Annotated in this window: 15 protein-coding genes; all 15 read left to right on the top strand. The window is 39.2% G+C overall.

Annotated elements, in window-relative coordinates; genetic code table 11:
• Positions 1-28 precede the first annotated feature (28 nt).
• The 15 genes from SJW71_RS19885 (at position 29) to SJW71_RS19815 (ending at position 18,118) form a co-directional block, all read left to right on the top strand.
• The gene (locus SJW71_RS19885) at positions 29-1,345 is read left to right on the top strand and encodes a GntP family permease (protein WP_431811366.1); all 1,317 of its coding nucleotides are present in this window, start codon (positions 29-31) and stop codon (positions 1,343-1,345) included.
• 18 nt (positions 1,346-1,363) lie between these two features.
• The gene (locus SJW71_RS19880) at positions 1,364-2,125 is read left to right on the top strand and encodes a 3-hydroxybutyrate dehydrogenase (protein ID WP_274795755.1); all 762 of its coding nucleotides are present in this window, start codon (positions 1,364-1,366) and stop codon (positions 2,123-2,125) included.
• 17 nt (positions 2,126-2,142) lie between these two features.
• On the top strand, positions 2,143-3,327 hold the full coding sequence (locus SJW71_RS19875; RefSeq protein WP_341385650.1) for an iron-containing alcohol dehydrogenase: 1,185 nt from the start codon (positions 2,143-2,145) through the stop codon (positions 3,325-3,327).
• 152 nt (positions 3,328-3,479) lie between these two features.
• On the top strand, positions 3,480-4,247 hold the full coding sequence (gene fadH, locus SJW71_RS19870) for a 2,4-dienoyl-CoA reductase (protein WP_274795757.1): 768 nt from the start codon (positions 3,480-3,482) through the stop codon (positions 4,245-4,247).
• A gap of 65 nt (positions 4,248-4,312) precedes the next feature.
• Positions 4,313-4,552: a short-chain dehydrogenase gene (locus SJW71_RS19865; RefSeq protein WP_274795758.1), complete on the top strand. Its 240-nt coding sequence runs from the start codon at positions 4,313-4,315 to the stop codon at positions 4,550-4,552.
• Positions 4,553-4,748: 196 nt separating this feature from the next.
• Positions 4,749-5,189, top strand: a complete 441-nt coding sequence (cbpB, locus tag SJW71_RS19860) for a cyclic-di-AMP-binding protein CbpB (protein WP_274795759.1) — start codon at positions 4,749-4,751, stop codon at positions 5,187-5,189.
• A 66-nt stretch (positions 5,190-5,255) separates the two neighbouring features.
• On the top strand, positions 5,256-6,143 hold the full coding sequence (locus SJW71_RS19855) for a LysR family transcriptional regulator (protein WP_274797272.1): 888 nt from the start codon (positions 5,256-5,258) through the stop codon (positions 6,141-6,143).
• A gap of 171 nt (positions 6,144-6,314) precedes the next feature.
• On the top strand, positions 6,315-8,708 hold the full coding sequence (locus SJW71_RS19850; RefSeq protein WP_431811365.1) for a DUF7408 domain-containing protein: 2,394 nt from the start codon (positions 6,315-6,317) through the stop codon (positions 8,706-8,708).
• Positions 8,708-9,643, top strand: a complete 936-nt coding sequence (locus SJW71_RS19845; RefSeq protein ID WP_274795762.1) for an ABC transporter ATP-binding protein — start codon at positions 8,708-8,710, stop codon at positions 9,641-9,643. The genes SJW71_RS19850 and SJW71_RS19845 overlap by 1 nt, the downstream gene beginning before the upstream one ends.
• Positions 9,640-10,485, top strand: a complete 846-nt coding sequence (locus SJW71_RS19840; protein WP_431811364.1) for an ABC transporter permease — start codon at positions 9,640-9,642, stop codon at positions 10,483-10,485. Before SJW71_RS19845 ends, SJW71_RS19840 begins: the two co-directional genes overlap by 4 nt.
• A gap of 12 nt (positions 10,486-10,497) precedes the next feature.
• Positions 10,498-11,901: a hypothetical protein gene (locus tag SJW71_RS19835; RefSeq protein WP_431811363.1), complete on the top strand. Its 1,404-nt coding sequence runs from the start codon at positions 10,498-10,500 to the stop codon at positions 11,899-11,901.
• 11 nt (positions 11,902-11,912) lie between these two features.
• A complete protein-coding gene (locus SJW71_RS19830; RefSeq protein WP_274795765.1) occupies positions 11,913-12,908 on the top strand; it encodes an AAA family ATPase in 996 nt (331 codons plus the stop codon).
• Positions 12,905-13,780: a DUF58 domain-containing protein gene (locus tag SJW71_RS19825; protein ID WP_431811362.1), complete on the top strand. Its 876-nt coding sequence runs from the start codon at positions 12,905-12,907 to the stop codon at positions 13,778-13,780. The genes SJW71_RS19830 and SJW71_RS19825 overlap by 4 nt, the downstream gene beginning before the upstream one ends.
• Before the next feature lie 11 nt (positions 13,781-13,791).
• Positions 13,792-15,537: a vWA domain-containing protein gene (locus SJW71_RS19820; protein ID WP_341385653.1), complete on the top strand. Its 1,746-nt coding sequence runs from the start codon at positions 13,792-13,794 to the stop codon at positions 15,535-15,537.
• On the top strand, positions 15,521-18,118 hold the full coding sequence (locus SJW71_RS19815) for a VWA domain-containing protein (protein ID WP_431811361.1): 2,598 nt from the start codon (positions 15,521-15,523) through the stop codon (positions 18,116-18,118). The genes SJW71_RS19820 and SJW71_RS19815 overlap by 17 nt, the downstream gene beginning before the upstream one ends.
• The last annotated feature ends 441 nt before the right edge of the window (positions 18,119-18,559 follow it).

The raw sequence follows: 18,559 nt of genomic DNA, 5'->3' as shown, positions 1-18,559 counted from the left end.
TCTAAAAAAGGGGAAGGGTGGGGTGTAAATGTTAGAGTATCTTGGTCTTTTTGGTAGTTTAGCATTGTTAGTTTACTTAACGATGAGAGGTGTAAATTTACTTATTTCAGCACCGTTGACAGCACTGTTAGCAGCCATCACAAATGGTCTTGCGTTTTTTCCTCAAACAGCAGAAGAAAATCAGGCCAACTTCTTAACAAGCTATATGGATGGATTCACAGGGTTTGTTGGTTCTTGGTATTTAATGTTCATGGCAGGTGCCATTTTCGGTAAAGTCATGGAGGACACTGGCGCAGCAGATAGTGTCTCTAAATGGATTGTTGAAACAATTGGGGTGAAATATACCACCTATGCTGTCGTATTAGCTGCCGCAGTACTCACATATGGAGGAGTTTCCGTTTTTATCGTAGCGTTTTCCGTTTATCCAATGGCTATCAGTTTATTTAAACAAGCCAACTTTCCACGACGTTTTATTCCTGCTGCACTAGGTCTGGGTTCTGTCACTTTTACGATGACATCAGCAGGCTCACCTGAAATTCAAAACTGGATACCCATTTCCTACCTTGGTACCACACCATATGCAGGGTGGCAAGTTAGTATTGTTGTCGCTATTTTCATGGCTGTTGGTGGCTCACTTTGGTTGAATTGGATGATTAAGCGGGCTGTTAAAAATGGAGAAATTTTTATTGCACGTTCAACAGATCCAGTAGCAGATGAAAAGCGTAAGCTTCCGAGCCCGCTTCTGAGTCTTGTGCCGTTATTAGTTGTTTTAGTAATTTCTTATATTTTTCACGATTCCCTAGGAACCTCGGCTTTAATTGTGGCATTAACAAGTGGTTGTATTGTGGCGTATATAGTGAGCTTTAAATATGCAAAATCAGTTGGAGCAACGTTAGCAGCAGGCGCAATGGGTGCTATTATTGCCATTGCGAATACAGCTGCTGTAGTTGGCTTTGGAGGGGTAGTAAAAGCAACACCGTCTTTTATTGCAACAGTAGATGTTATGACGAATATCCCTGGTAGTCCGTTAATCGGAGGTGCACTAGCCATTGCTGTTATTGCTGGTTTAACAGGTTCCGCATCTGGAGGACAAACCATTGCGATGCCTTTACTGGCACCACATTATATCGATATGGGTGTAGACACAGAAGCGTTGCATCGGACAATCGCTATCGCATCAGGTTCCCTTGATTCATTGCCACATGGTGGATATGTTGTGACAACCATCAATTCGGTATGTAATGAAAAGCATAAGGATGCCTATATGCCATTTGGAGCATTGACCGTAATTATCCCGATTATAGGTACAATCATTGCGATCATATTATTCTCATTGGGTATGTAGATGTAGGAGGGATGTAGTATGCAAGGAAAAACGGTTTTCATTACCGGGGCAGCTCGTGGCATCGGTCTTTCTATGGCTCAAGCATTTGCTGAACAAGGAGCAAATGTAGTGATAACGGATAAAGATGAACATTTATTAAAAGAGGCAGTTGTACAAAATCCCACTTTAACTGCCTATACATGTGATGTAACAGAGGAACAGGCTATAAAAAAGGCTATCGATTTTACGATAAGTCATTTTTCAACAATAGATATTTTAATCAATAATGCAGGTTTTCAACACGTCTCTCTAATTGAAGAATTTCATACGGAGATTTTTGAGGCTATGCAAAAGGTAATGGTCGTAGCACCCTTTGTCGCGATGAAATATGCATTACCACATATGAAGAAAAATCAATTTGGACGAATTATTAATATGGCATCCATCAATGGCGTCATAGGGTTTGCTGGTAAAGCAGGTTATAATGCTGCAAAGCATGGTGTCATTGGGCTTACCAAGGTAGCTGCACTTGAGGTGGCGACTAATGGAATCACGGTAAATGCCATTTGTCCGGGATATGTTGATACAGAATTAGTACGTAATCAGTTTAGTGATTTAGCAAAGACACGGGGTATTCAGGTAGAGGAAGTGCTTGAACAGGTGTTATATCCACTAGTACCGCAAAAAAGGCTACTGGATGTCTCAGAAATTACGGCACTAGCTTTATATTTAGCAGGTGATACAGCAAAGGGGTTAACTGGTCAGGCCATTTTATTAGATGGCGGCTATACAGCTCAATAGCTTAGGAGGGTTGAAATATGATTCAAACAAAAACAATCTTTACGGTTCATTCGCCAGGCACAATCGTATATGGGCGAGACTCATTTGAAGAAGTGGGCGAATATGCAAAAAAATTAGGCTCCAAGGCATTAATCGTTAGTGACCCAATCATGGATAGCTTAGGTTTTGTTAACCAATGTCGTACGCTATTAAAGACCCAAGGGGTGGAAGCGGTTTCATATTTAGGGGTAGTAACGGAGCCCGATGATACGTACGTAGCAGAGGGATTACAATTATTGCAAAACGAGAACTGCGATGTCATTCTGTCGGTTGGTGGGGGAAGCTGTATAGATACGGCCAAGGCAATTGCAGTAGTGGCTACAAATGGTGGCTACATAGGGGATTATATGAAGATGGCAAAGGTTGCAGAGCAAGCACCAATTCCTCACATAGCCATACCTACGACGGCAGGTACAGGATCGGAAGCAACAGATGCAACCGTTATTACCAATACGAAGAGTGATGTAAAAATGATGATTAAGCAGCAAGCCTTTATGCCAACGGTTGCGATAGTCGATCCTATTTTAACGCTAACATCACCGCCCGCAATTACTGCGGCGACGGGTATTGATGCATTAAGCCATGCAATAGAGAGCTATTTATCACGTTTAGCACATCCCTATTCTAATGTGCTTGCATTATCTGCTATGGAATTAATCGTTAATAATCTAGTAAAAGTCTATGAGCATGGGGATGATGTTGATGCGAGAGAAGCTATGTCATTAGGCTCTATGCAGGCTGGGCTGTCCTTTTCTAATGCGTCCGTTGCTTTAGTGCATGGCATGTCACGTCCAATTGGTGCACTCTTCCATGTTCCACATGGTATTTCAAATGCGATGCTTTTACCAGCAGTTCTGGACTTTTCAAAAGAATCATGCATAGATCGTCTAGCAGATTTAGGTCAGTTTTTTAATGAAACAAAAGAACCCTTATCGCAAGAAGAGCTTGCTCAGCTAGCTATTACGTCCATTAAAGAAATGTGTAAGCATATGAAGATTGGGAATTTAAAGCAATGGGGAATAGAGGAACAAGCTTACTATGATGCCATCCCTAAAATGGCAGAGGACGCAATTGCAAGTGGCAGCCCAAGTAATAACCCAAAGGTACCGACAAAGGAAGAATTAATGGAACTATATAAAATTGCTTATACGTATGAATTTTAATATATGGGGGCTATTCAGTTTACTAGAATAGCTCTCTTTTTTAATAGACAGAAAAATAAACTAGCGATCTGTAGAATTAATATGACATATTCGAGAAAATATAGTAAAATTTTAATGAATCATCATTCATTTTTGATAAAGGGGGAAATGGGATGTTACAAGGGAAAACCATTATTATTACAGGCGGATCAAGTGGTATGGGGCTTTATATGGCGAAGCAATTCGTTGCTGAGGGAGCGAATGTTGTCATCACAGGGCGCAACGAAGAACGACTAGCAGAGGCTAAAAAATTTATTGCTGAGGCTGGTCCTGCTATTGAGACATTCCAAATGGATGTACGTGTGCCAGAGCATGCTGAGGCAATGCTTGCATTTGCTGTTGAAAAATTTGGTCAAGTTGATGGGCTTGTGAATAATGCTGCAGGTAATTTTATTGTCCGTGCAGAGGATTTATCACCAAATGGCTGGAAGGCTGTAGTAGATATTGTGTTAAATGGGACATTCTTCTGTTCTTCAGTTGTCGGTAAGTATTGGATTGAACATAAGATTAAAGGATCTATTTTAAATATGGTGGCAACTTATGCTTGGAATGCTGGAGCGGGTGTTATCCATTCAGCTGCGGCAAAAGCAGGGGTATTGTCATTGACAAGAACATTAGCTGTCGAATGGGGAAAACAGTATGGCATTCGAGTTAATGCGATTGCACCTGGCCCAATTGAACGAACAGGTGGGGCTGATAAGCTTTGGGAATCAGAAGCAGCAGCGGCTCGAACATTAGATTCTGTTCCATTAGGTCGCACAGGCACACCTGAAGAAATTGCTGATTTAGCTACGTTTATGATGTCTAACAAAGCAAGTTATATGAATGGAGAATGTGTCACACTCGATGGTGGGCAATGGCTCAATCAATATCCTTTCTAATAAATGTTGTGCATAATAGAGAGCTTGGTTGACGCATACTAAGGGGAAAGAAAGGAGTTTTGCCTATGGGTATGTGGTTAATACCAGCTATCATTGCCATTGTGATCATTTCTGCTATTTCTTTTGTCTCCACATTAAAAATTGCAAAAATGACTTCTGAACGGAAATCTGAAAATGATACCCCGGTTTCCGAAACAGTGGAAGAATATGCAACAATGTTGAACCCCATTGTTTGGGTATATGCAATTTTTTTGCTTTTTTTAGGTATCATGATTTTTTATTACTGGAGTAAGGCGGGCTATTAAACACCATCATCTTCATTCAGTAAAGAAACAGCTTAGCTGAATGAAGATGTACTTAGTTTTTGTTGTTAGGCTAAAATAATTCATTATTCGTGAAAAACTCTTCTAGTTCTGATCATGGTCATACATAGAAAAATTGTGATATGATGAAAGAGAAGGACTGTTCTACACAGTGAGGACAGAAAAGGAGAAGAAGTTCATGATTTCAACTAACAGCAAAGACTTATTAGCAATGCCAATTAGTGATTTTATCATTTCCTCTGAAAAAGTTGCGCATGTACAAAGTGGAAATAGTGCGGAACATGCACTCCTTGTACTAACACGTACAGGGTACTCGTCCATACCTGTATTAGATTTGAAATATCGACTTCAAGGTTTACTAAGCATGAAAATGATTACTGAATCGATTCTTGGACTTGAGCATATTGAATATGAAAAGCTACCTGATATTAAAGTGGACTCAATAATGGAAAAAGAAATCGCTGTTTTAAAGTTAACGGATACGTTCCAGCGTGCTTTGGATTTAGTTATTAACCACGCCTTTTTATGTGTAGTGGACGAAGAAGGAACATTTGCAGGGATATTAACAAGACGTGTTATATTAAAGCAATTGAAAAAATATATTTATCAAAAAGATTAGTAGCTTAGGGGGACTCAGATGAAAATCATGAGGCCCTCTTTGCTTGTATTGGAGGTTTACAGATTGATGGCAACAGAGGCAGAAATTTTAAAAATTTTAGCTGAAGAACGCAATATGCGAAAAGCAGCAGAACGTCTATTTTTATCCCAACCAGCTCTATCTCAACGTTTGCAAACAATTGAAAAAGACTGGGGTGCACAGTTATTTATTCGTTCACAAAAGGGGTTAACAGCAACACCAGCTGGCGAGCAGGTAATTGCGTATGCAAAGGAGATGCTAACTAAAAAGGAAGAGATTTTTGAAACGATTCAATCCTTAACAACAAAGGTAAATGGGACATTGAAAATTGCCTGTGCCTCTATTGTAGGCCAAAACTGGCTTCCCAAAATTTTGAAGGACTTTGTATCAAAATATCCTGAGGCAAAAATATCTCTTATGACTGGTTGGAGTTCTGAAATTGTGAAAGCACTTTATGAGGGTGAAGCACATGTTGGCATTGTACGAGGGCAGGTTGACTGGAAGGGAGAAAAGATTCATCTTTTTAGAGATACGCTTTATTTAGTGGATAAAGAGGTTAAGACTATTGAAGATGTTCTAAAGACAGACCGTCCATTTATTCAATATAAAAGTGATTCCAACTACTATCAAGAAATTCAACAATGGTGGCAACAGCATTTTGCTTCAAATCCAAGGAAACAAATTTTAGTGGATCAAATTGAGATTTGTAAGCAAATGGCTTTAAATGGTATTGGATATGCTATACTACCCTCCATTACGTTAAATGACCATGATGCAATTCATAAAATCCCTCTAACAAATGATGAAAAAGAGTTTGGTCTTACGCGAGATACTTGGCTAATTGGCTATGAATCCTCCTTTGAATTAAGACAGGTAGAGGCGTTTGTTGAAGTAGTGCAGGATCATGCTCGTTGTTTGTTTGATTATACAAATTAGGAAATAAGGCAGTTCCAAGCTCTTTCGGGATTGCCTTTTTTTCATTATAGAGGACCTAAATTTCTTAAGAGTTTATGAATATTCATGAAGATGTCATAAGAAATGGAACAAACTACAATTTAAATCGTATAATTATGTAACCATCTATTTACATAAAAAGGGGTTGAGCTTTTGAAAAAGACAAAAATCACGGCACTGACCTTATTAATTATGCTTGTAATTAGCTTTATGTTGCCTTCAGCACAAGCAAGTGCTGCTGCTACACTAGAGGTAAAAGCAACAGCAGGTATTTCAGGTAAAGCTAAATATCAATCAGTAGTGCCGCTACAAGTTACGGTAAAAAATAATGGCGCAGATTTTTCAGGAGATATGGCGATTAATTCTGCCAATTCCTATGAGGCTGCATCAGCAATGGTCGTTCCAATTGATATAGCAGCAGGAGAAGAAAAGACATTTACTTTCTATCTGGATGGTTTAGCTGACTATAGTTATTCGGAGGCAGATCTATTTGCTTTTTATGAAGGGAGTATTGAAAAAGGAAAAAAGATTGCCTATAAAGGGACAAAACGTCTACAATCTAACTTTTTAGATCCCTCTTCAACATTTATTTATACACTGACGGATAAAAGTGATCGACTTTCAGCATTTTTACGTTTATCCACTTTTGTCGCTCAAAGTAATGTAGAAGTATTTAATATTAATCAATTAAAAGATTATACATTCCCAGAAGATTCACAGGGACTTGCTATGGCGAATGTAATTGTTGTAGATGAAGTGGCAATCGCCGATTTATCACAAAAACAACAAGAATCCTTACTAAAATGGGTACAAGATGGCGGTACATTACTCTTAGGGGCTGCTGATCAAATCGATGCAACAGCAGGGATTTTAAAAGACTATTTACCATTATCATTATCACAAGAGATGACTTCGATTTCTGCAGAGGCATTAACAAAATTGTCTGGTGGCGGTATTTTTACACAGCCTATTTCAGTTTACGCTGCTAAAACTAATGAAGGAGGTCTACCCGTACTAACTGAAAACAATGCAGTGTTAGCAGCAAAGAAAGCAGTTGGTAGTGGAGAAGTTATTCAAACAGCCTTCTCGTTAGGAGATCAACCACTTTCGTCAATGGATGGCTACGCGGCACTTATAGCTAAAATGATTGATGTTCAGAGCATTTCACAGCAAGGGATGATGAGGCAGGGTCAATCACCATTTGACCAAATTTCTTATGAGCTTCGTAACATTAATGAGTTATTCCCATCCTTTGAAGTATCAGTAGGCTATATGCTAATCGTCATTATTCTTTATATTTTAATCATTGGTCCAATTTTGTACTTTGTCCTAAAAAAAATGGATAAGCGTGAGCATGCATGGTGGGTTATTCCATCCATCTCTATTGTTCTTTCAATTGTTCTCTTTATTGTTGGGGCGAAAGATCGAATTGTTCAGCCACAAGTTCAACAATCTGCATTTTATAAGGTAAATGAGGATAGTAGTGTAAATGGATATTATGTGGAATCTATTTTAACGAATCGTAGTGGTGATTTTGTAGTCAATGCAGATAAAAACACGACTGCCGTTGCGTTAAGAAGTTACAATAATTTTACTGGCACGATGGGAGCTCTACATGAGTCTTCCTATATTAAAGAAAATGCCAATGGTTCAACGCTAACATTACGTGACTTAAGCTATTGGTCCGTGCAATCCTTTGCAGGAAAATCGTCAGCTCAAAATATCGGCAAAATGGATATTGATATCACATTAAAAAATGAAAAGCTGTCAGGAACGGTTAAAAATAATTTCCCATTTGCATTAAAGGATGTCACATTAATCTCTGGTGTGAAAGAAGTAAAATTAGGTGATATTGAAGCGAATGGAACTTTACAGGTTGATAAGGAACTGAAAACAACTGTTCTTCAAAAGCCATCTTCATTTAATAGTTACAACTATAGTTACCCATCGACGAAGGATGAGGTAGATCCAATGCGTATTGAACGAATGAAAACGATGGCGTTGCCACTCGTAGAAAATGATAGACAGCCGATTCTTACTGCTTGGACAGATCAAGCTATTGTAGGGGTTGAACTTGAAACAAGTGCCAATATGTCACCAATTACAATGCTTGTTCAACCATTTAAAGGGAAGGTGGAGCTATCAGGTCCATTTACGATGAAGCGCAATAACTTTAACTATACATTAGCTCCACTATCTGCAAGTGGCTATTATGAAAAAATTGATGAGGAATTGAACCAATGGTATCTATCAGATGGTTTATACGAAGTAACGATGGCAATGCCAGATCAATTTATGGATGCTGTTCAATCACTAAATGAACTGACCATTTCTAATAAGGATGTTAAGCGTATGCAGCTGTCGATATGGAATAATGAAACGAATTTGTACGAGCCTTTAGTGGATACAAAACAAGTATTTTCGGATAACATTTCAAAGTACTTTAACCAAGATGGGGAGCTTCGAATCGAAATCAAATATGGTCCTGATCCATCAGGAGAGCAAACGAAGCTACCAGATATAGAGCTGAAAGGAGTGGCAAAATAATGATTGAAATTCGTGACTTAACGAAACGATACGGCTCCTTTACAGCATTAGATCATTTAAACCTTTCCTTAGAAGAGGGTGTAGTATTTGGTTTTGTTGGTGCCAATGGAGCAGGGAAATCAACAACATTCTCTATTTTAGCTACATTATTATCACCTACTTCTGGTGATGCACTGATTAATGGCAAAAGTGTTGTGAAGGAACCGAAAGAAGTAAGAAAGCAAATTGGTTATATGCCTGATTTCTTTGGTGTATATGATCAGTTAAAAGTAGATGAATATCTAGATTTTTATGGTGCGAGCTACGGTATTCAACTGGCAGAACGTCAAGTGCTAATTCCTCAACTATTAGAGCTTGTGAATTTAACAAGTAAACGCTATGAATATGTAGATTTATTATCTCGTGGGATGAAGCAACGGTTATGTCTTGCCCGTGCCCTTATCCATGATCCAAAGGTATTGATCTTAGATGAGCCTGCATCAGGATTAGATCCTCGTGCACGTGTAGAGATGCGTGATATTTTACGAAATTTAAAGTCAATGGGGAAAACCATTTTGATCTCTTCGCATATCTTACCAGAGCTTGCTGAGATGTGTGATGAAATCGGGGTTATTGATAATGGCAAATTAATTGCGCATGGCAATGTAGCTGCAATTCAAGCCCAGTTACAGGGAGAAAAGCGGATTGTGCTGAAAATAACAGATCGACTAGAAGAAGTCCGTGCATTTTTAGAGGAAGATCCACATGTTTCATCTATTGATGTGATCGACAATCGTTTAGAAATTGCCTTTAACTATCGCGGTACAAATGCCGAACAGATAGCATTACTGAAGAAGGCAATGCTTGCTGATTTACCGATCTATGCATTGAATGAAGAAGAAAAAGATTTAGAGGATGTCTTTATGGCTATTACGAAGGGAGCGGACAATCAATGATGGAGAGATTTTATAATCCAGTACTCGTAAAAGAATTGAAGTTACGCTTCCGTTCTTTTAAAAGTTTCTCAGGTTTAATGTTTTATTTAGCAGTACTTTGTATTTTCATTGCAGGATTTTTATTGCTTACAACGGAGTTTACTGGCAAGGGCTTCTTTAGACCAGATACAAGCTTTATGATGTTTGCTGTACTAACAATTTTACAAATGGCATTAGTTCTTTTTATTACACCGAGTTTGACTGCAGGTGCTATTAGTAGTGAGCGTGAAAAACAAACATTAAATATTTTACTAACAACAACACAAAGTTCGACACAAATTGTAGTTGGAAAATTATTATCTTCCGTAGCATTTCTAGTATTGATGCTGGTGGCAGGATTGCCACTATATAGTTTAGTATTTTTATTCGGTGGTGTTTCACCTTCACAGCTGATTTCCATATTCTTATTTTATTTAGTCACTGTCGTAGCAATAGGTAGTATAGGTGTTATGTTTTCAACGATTACCAAAAGAACGATTGTTGCCATGATTGCCACATATGGCTCTATCATCTTTTTAGGAGGTATTACAGCATTCTTCTTCTTTTTAACGAAGGCCTTTCATCAGATGGGGAACGCTGTTGGTACTAGTACCTCCTTTATGACTTATTTTTGGGCATCCATCAATCCAGGTGCCTTAATGTTAACGCTAATTTCACCAGAGATGGGAGATGCGTTAGCTGAACTTTCTGGTGTGAAATTACCTGTCTGGATTACTTATTTAATCGCTTATGTATTCATCATTGTGCTTTGTTTAACGATAGCGATCAAAAAATTACGTGCCAATATGAAAAGTAACCGATGAGGAGGAATAGTTATGGAGCGGCGTAAGCAATTACGAAAATATATTCAGCGTGCAAAGTCGAGTTTAACTTTTGAAAGAAGCCTTCCTATTGCACAATATGGCTTGTTTTTTGCATTGCTTTCGGGTGCTTCTCTCGTCCTTATTTCACGATTATTTGTCTGGCCATATTATCGTCAAATAGCGATTGGTGTTTTTGTTACCGTTATGATTGTAACTATTGTTTACATATGGTGGAGACGTGTTAACGAGAAAGAGGCTTTGCATACACTCGATCAATATTTTTCACACAATGAGTTAGTTACAGCGCTATCATTTAAAAATGATCAGGACCCCCTTGTTCAATCTTTATTATCTAAAGCCATAGAGAATGTTGAAAAAGCTTTTGCGGATTTTAAGGCTCGAAAGAAAAATATGTTTCGTCCTAAAGCGTTTATCGGTCTATTTATTACAATAGTTGTCCTAGCTATTCTTTATATGTTCCCGGCAGCTACACAAATAGAAGCGATAGAGGTTGAAAAAGAACGAGCTGTAATTGAAGATATGAAAAAAGAAGTTGCAGAACTAGAGAAAAAGGCACAGACAAAAGAAGTAAAAGAGCAATTGCAAGAACTTCAAAATACTTTAAAAGAGACTGAAACAGCAGAAGAAGCTTTACGAGAAGTTGTCAAAAAACAAAAGGAGCTAGCATTAAAGGAGCAGCAATTAAAGGATAAACAAACAGCTAGTCAAGATGGCGCTACAGAAGATCAAGAATTATCGAAGGATGAGATTGAGCAGCTAAAAGAACTTGCTCAAATGCAGCAAGATCTAACAGAAAATGCAAATGCCACACAAACAGCTATGAGTAAGCTTGGTAAACCAGCAAGTAATTCCTTACAAAATGCGATTGCCAATGCTAGTACCGGAAACAGTAACAATCAACAATCATCAAGTAATTCTCAACCAAGTAATCAGCCAAGTCAGTCTGGTCAAAATAATGCCCAAAGTAGTTCCCAACAACCAATTGGTAAGGGTCAAGGCCAAGGCCAGGGTCAAGGCCAAGGACAGGGTCAAGGCCAAGGTCAAGGACAGGGTCAAGGCCAAGGCCAAGGCCAAGGCCAAGGCCAAGGTCAGGGTCAAGGACAGGGCCAAGGTCAAGGAGCAGGTAGTGGTCAGGGTAGTCGAAATCTATTAACGACACCGAATCGGGTTGGAGGATCCAGTGAAACATCTGTGGATGGTGGAACACTAGGAGATGGTACGCATGTTTCTGAACAACAAGGAAATGGCCCCATAACAAAGGGCTCCATTCGACCTTATGAAGAGGTAATTGGTTCCTATAAAGACAGCTATTTAGAAAGCTCAGAGCGTTTACAGTTACCGAAGGATTTACAAAATGTCGTGCAATCTTATTTCACGTCAATTGAGTCGCAGTAGGAGGAAAAGAAATGGCATTTACAGAGCAACAGTATGTTGAAATGAGTACGAAATTACAACAAGTTAAAGAAGAAATTCATCGTTTCATTGTTGGGCAGGAAGAAGCAATTGATTATACATTGTTTGCAGTACTAGCGGATGGTCATGCATTGTTAGAGGGTTTACCAGGTTTAGGGAAAACGATGTTAATTCGTACAATTTCTGAAGTACTTGATCTGTCGTTTTCACGTATTCAATTTACACCAGATCTTATGCCAGCAGATATAACAGGAACGAGTATGATTGAACGTACACCTGATGGTAAGCAGCAATTTACATTTCAACCGGGGCCAATCTTTAGTCAGATGGTGTTAGCCGATGAAATAAATCGTGCAACACCAAAAACACAAAGTGCTTTGTTAGAAGCAATGGGAGAGAAAACGGTGACGATTTTGGGGGATACGAAAAAAATGGCGAAACCTTTTTTCGTATTAGCAACGCAAAACCCAATTGAGATGGAAGGAACTTATCCATTACCTGAAGCGCAAATGGACCGTTTCCTTTGTAAAATTCTTGTACCATACCCTGAAAAAAATGAACTTATGGAAATTATGAAACGAACGACAGGCGCTCAAGAAATTGATTTACAGAAGCTCATGAATACAGAGGCTCTTATCGAAGCACAACAAATGGTGAAGGAAGTAATGGTTGCCGATGAAATGTTAGAATATGCAACTGACCTAGTGGTGGCTACACATCCTGAAAGACCAGATGCTCTTGATGAGGTTAAACAATATGCTATGTATGGCAGTGGTCCACGTGGATTGCAAAGCTTAATAAAATTGGCAAAAGCTAGAGCATTGATGAATGGACGTTTCCATGTTTCTGTAGCAGATATTAAATCCGTGGCAAAACCAGTTTTACGTCATCGGATGTTGTTGAATTATGAAGGGGAGGCTTCAGGAAAAACAACAGATGATGTAATTGATGTTATTTTAGAAAAAGTTCAGCAAGGTATAAGCAAGTGACAGAGAAATACTTATTGCCCGAAGACTGGTTAGCGAAAATCAGTCGTTTCCAAGTAGCGACGGCCTCCAAACTACGTGGGCAACATAAGGGCTCACACCGTTCACAGCGCTTCGGGGCCTCCCTCGATTTTTCAGATTTTCGAGAATATCATTTAGGTGATGATGTTCGTCAAGTAGATTGGAACGTTTTTGCGAGAACAAATAAATACTTTATTAAAAGGTTTCTAGATGAACAAGAGAAGCGTGTCCATATATTGCTAGATACTACCAAATCGATGGGAGAGGAAGCCAAATGGCTATTTGCTCGTCAAATAGTGGCGTCCCTCGGTTTAATGGTACTAGGGCGAGATGATCGCCTATCCTTTTCATTTGTCCAACATGAAGGAAAACCGCCATTTCGACGTAAGGGTGCAATGTATCGCCGTGCTTTTTTGCAGGTAGTGACTGAGATAGAGGAAGCTAGTTTCTCTAGCAGTTTCGCCCAGGGGGCATTAAAAGCTTTACCTAAAGATAGTACTGTGCTATTCATTATCACAGATGGGCTAGAGCCAATTGAGGAATGGGAACAGCTGTTAAAAAGGTTACCACGATATGCAGGCGATGTTCGCATGTTGCAAATTGTAACCCAGGAGGAGCTTTCACCCAATTATTCCGGTGATGTCCGCCTCCTAGATCGTGAAACAGGTAAAGATGTCAATGTAACGATGTCCTCTAAAGTTCTAGAAACCTATCATGCAAGGCGATTATTACATGAAGAAGAGTTAGAGGCCATTTGTCGTCGCTTTGGCGTTCGAAAAATACAATTGAAAGTGGAAGATGGTTTTCAACATGCGATTTTCCAACAATTATTAAAAGCACATTGGATTAGGTGAGGTGAGCCGTATTGGGCTTTAGTCAAATTATATTTAGCTGGACGGCCATCATCCCGGTCATTGTCCTACTTTATTATTTCTTTCGTAAAAAGTATACAGATCAAACTGTCTCTTCAACTTTATTTTGGTCTGAAATTATGCAGGAAACCCGTGTATCGCCTTATTTAAAGCATTTACAAAAAAATGCTTTACTTTATTTACAGCTGCTTGCCTTATTGCTGCTTGTATTGGCACTCATGAATCCGTATGTTAAAAAATCTACGATTGTTGGTGCACAAACGATATTTATCGTTGATACTTCAGCTACGATGCTAGCAGGTAAAGATCAATCAACCTTTGATACACATAAACAGGAAATGTTGTCATTAATGAGCGAGCTAAATGGGAGACCTGTCACATTAATAACAACTGGTGCTACTCCACAAGCCGTTTTACAGCGAGAAACAAACACAAATGAAATTGAAAAAGCGATTAAAAATTTACAAGTAACCTATGAAACCGCAGAAATAAACAAGGCACTTGATGTTGCACAGGCATTTGTTGGTGATACGCCAACTTCTATTTATGTTTTTACAGATACACTTAATAAAAAACAATTACCGATGGACAAAGACTCAGTGAAATGGCTAGTAAGAGGGGCTCCAAAGGACTTAACAAACATCGCTATTACACGATTTGCTGCTACGACAGATGGACAGGTTACGATGGCACTTGTACAGCTACATAACGATACACCTGACGAGCAAAAGGTAACACTAGCTTTGCAAAATGCTGAAGGGAAAGAGGTTGTAGCAGAAAGTGTAGTTGTGCCTCCCAATGAAGCTATTACAAAAACATTCAAAAATTTACCTTTAACAAAGTCAATGACTGCACTTATCGATGCAAAAGATGATTATCAGGTAGATAATCAACAAACCGTTCTACTTCAAACCGAAACTTCAAAAATGGTTGTTGATCAAAGCATGCATCAGTTGATACAAAAAGGCTTTCAAACCGTGAGTAGTGGGGTGAAAATCGTTCCATCACTGCAAGTAGCAGACAATCTGGATGCGAATGTGATTACGAACCAAACGGCTTTATTGGAGAAAATGGAAAAGCCTCTTGTGTTATTTGGTCGTGATGATGCTGAAAAGATGGAAGTAAAGGGCACAATAAGTATTCAAAGTGACGCCTTATTTGCATTTAGTGAACTAAAGGATGTTTTTGTAAGTGCTATTTATCCTGGATTTGCAGATTATCAAACTATTGCTTCTGTGGGGGATGAGCCTTTCATTCAACGTTCTCCGAAAGGGGATATCATTGTTTTAGCCGATATTGCTGATACAGATTGGCCATTACATCCATCATTCCCGCTATTTTTATGGAGTATTGAACAGCAATTATCAGAATCTGTTGGTTCCCTTGGTATTTTCACACCAAATGAGCAGCGTGCGGTTGCTTTAGCACAAGGAGACTGGAGTGTTTATTCACAAGAAGATGAGTTTCAATCATCTATCACGAATGGCATGCTAATTGCACCAAAACAACCAGGTATTTATATGGTTCGTTCAAATAATGAGGAAAAACATTTTATCGTGCAATTACAAGCACAAGAACGTGTCATTGAACAAGGGACAAGCTTTACCTTAGGTGACATCCCAGACAATGGGAAGGAAGAAATATCAAAGGCATCTTTCGTACCTTGGCTTATTATTATTATTTTAATATTGCTTGTTTCAGAGTGGGAGGTGCAACGACGTCGTGGATTTACGAATTGATTGGCCATTAGTATTGTTGCTATTACTTCCATTGTTCTTCTATTTTGGATGGACTTATTTTCGTGAAAGGCAGCGACTAAAAAAGAGTCATGTTGTTGTGCTTGCTATTCGCATAATCGCAGTAGGGTGCTTAGTTTTTGCGTTAGCTGGTCCCTATCTATTATTGCCCATAAAAGAAGAACAAATTGTGTATTTAATAGACCGTTCTGCTTCTATGAATGGTACAGAAGATGAGATGGTTCAGTTTATACAGGAAAGCCTACAATCGAAAAAGGATCAACAGCTTGCAGGGGTGTATTCTTTTTCTTCCACTTTACAAACAGAAGCCATATTATCAAAAACGCTAAAGGAAGTACCGAAGCTTACTGAAATAAAAGCAACCGATCAAACGAATATTGAACAAAGTCTCCAACTGGCAACTGGTATTGTTAATCCAAAAAAAGCAACTCGTTTAGTGCTATTAACTGATGCTAATGAGACAAAAGGAGATGTCTTAGAATTCGCTACAAGGTTAAAAGACTCTAACATTAGTGTAGATGTTGTACCTTTTAGTCAGCCTGTTGTGCATGATGTTTCGCTAAAAAGCTTTGTATCCCCTCAAGTTGCTTATGTAGGGGAGCAGCAACAATTAGTGACAGAGATTTATGCAACAGCAGCAGGTAAAGGTGAGCTGCTATTATATGAAAATGATGAGCTTATTCATCGTGAGTCTATTGAGCTTAATGAAGGTACGAATATGTTTACCTATAAGCACGCAGCGACTGCTGAAGGACTAGTAAAATATGAGGCTGTTGTACAAGTAGGACAGGATGCTATTTTTGAAAACAATAAGTTAACAAGTGTCACAATGGTGCAAAGTGAACCACATTTACTCATTGTCAATGGTTACGAAACAGCCTCACCTATCGCAGCAGCACTTGGTAGTCAATCCATAGCCTTTGATGTTATCGAGCCTAAAAGTTTACCAAATGAACTGTCCAGCTATTTGCAATATAATGCAATCATTTTTGACAATGTTCCTGGCCATTTAGTAGGTGAGGCAAAAATGAGTGTTATTGAGCAAGCTGTCAAAAACTTTGGTGTAGGTTTCACCATGGTTGGAGGGGAAAACAGTTTTGGTTTAGGGGGCTATTTCAAAACGCCAATTGAAACTTTATTACCTGTAGAAATGGAAATAAAGGGAAAAGAGCAACTACCTTCATTAGGATTAGTCATTGTACTCGATCGTTCTGGCAGTATGTCTGGGTCCAAGCTCGAGCTTGCTAAGGAAGCTGCTGCACGTTCAGTAGAAATGTTGCGCGATGAAGATACATTAGGATTTATCGCCTTTGATGATCGGCCATGGGAGATTATAGAGACAGCGCCTCTGAGTAGTAAAGAAGAAGCAGTAGATACGATTTTATCCGTTACACCAGGTGGCGGAACAGAGATTTATAGTTCACTTGCAAAAGCCTATGAAAATCTTGCAGATCTAAAGCTGCAACGTAAGCATATTATTCTCTTAACAGATGGGCAATCACAGTCAGGGAATTATGAAGATTTAATTGCTGATGGGAAAGAGAACGGTATCACATTATCGACTGTTGCGATTGGTCAAGATGCCGACGCAAACTTACTAGAAGCGCTAAGTGACATGGGCAGTGGTCGTTTCTACGATGTTATTGATGAGCAAACCATTCCTTCTATTTTATCTCGTGAAACAGCTATGATTTCCCGTACCTATATTGAGGATAACCCATTTTATCCAGCAATCTATAATGCGGCAGGTTGGAATACACTGTTTGCTAATGGTGTCCCTCAAATGAATGCATATATTGGGACAACAGCTAAACAAGGAGCTACCGTCATTGCAGAAAGTGAGAAGGAAGATCCTGTGTTAGCACAGTGGCAATACGGTCTAGGTAAAACATTCGCCTTTACATCCGATTCTACCGGAAAATGGACAGGAGATTGGGCAAGATGGCAGGATTGGGGGACATTTTGGCAAACACTTATTTCACAAATGCTTCCTAGTTATAATGATGTTGCCTACGATGTGAGATTGGAAACAGATGGTTCCTTTATGATTACAGATCCTACAAATGAAGCAGCATTTTTAGATATTGTAGCAGTTAATGAAGCAGGTGAAGAGCTAGAAACACAACTTGAAACCATTTCGACCTCTCAAGTTCGAGCTACTGTACAGGCTGAACCAGGATTAATTTTCTTCCGTATAGCTGATGAAAAGCAGGCCATATATCAAGCAGGACTAAGCGTTCCTTATAGTGCTGAATATGAACTACTTCCTGTAAATGAACATTTAGTAGAAGAATTAACCAAACAAACTGGTGGATCTGTCTTAAAGGAACCACAAGAAGTTTTCCGTGACTTTGCAAAAAAAGGAGCGGACCGTCAAAACATTGCCTCATGGCTTCTCCTAGCAGGCATGCTACTATTCTTTATTGATATTACAATAAGGCGTTTTGGCTGGAGCTTCCTCACAAAACCGAAGAAAAAAGAACAGCTCGTTGAGGAAAAACCTGTACAGGCAGAAGACACCAATGTTGCCCAATTATTAAAGGGTATGAAAAAAAGATCGTAATATAGTAGAAGCAGTACAAAACGAAACAGTTTTGTACTGCTTTTTTATATTCTTTGAGGTGAATGAAAAAGTAGTCCTCGATTGAGCGGTGAGGGCGAGTTCACTGCAAAGAAGTGTAACTGCATAGAGTTGAGGAAAACGCACCAAGAAGGGGGATCCTCGCTCGAAAAGTGGGGGAAAGCGCTCCAAGGGGTGTTGTATCCGCTCCAAAAGTAAGGGAAAGCGCTCCAAGAAGTGGTGTATCCGCTCCAAAAGTAAGAGAAAGCGCTCCAAGAAGTGATGTATCCGCTCGAAAAGTAAGGGAAAGCGCTCCAAGGAGTGGTGTATCCGCTCGAAAAGTAAATGGAAAGCGCTCCAAGGAGACAGGTCTCCGCTCGAAAGTAAGGAGAAGCGCTCCAAGGAGTGGTGTATCCGCTCGAAAAGTAAGGGAAAGCGCTCTAA

The sequence above is a fragment of the Lysinibacillus sp. FW12 genome, from assembly GCF_050817245.1.
In the GTDB taxonomy this organism is placed as follows: Bacteria; Bacillota; Bacilli; order Bacillales_A; family Planococcaceae; genus Lysinibacillus; species Lysinibacillus irui.
Note: the sequence above shows the minus strand (reverse complement) of the source record. Positions and strands in the feature narration are given on the sequence as shown.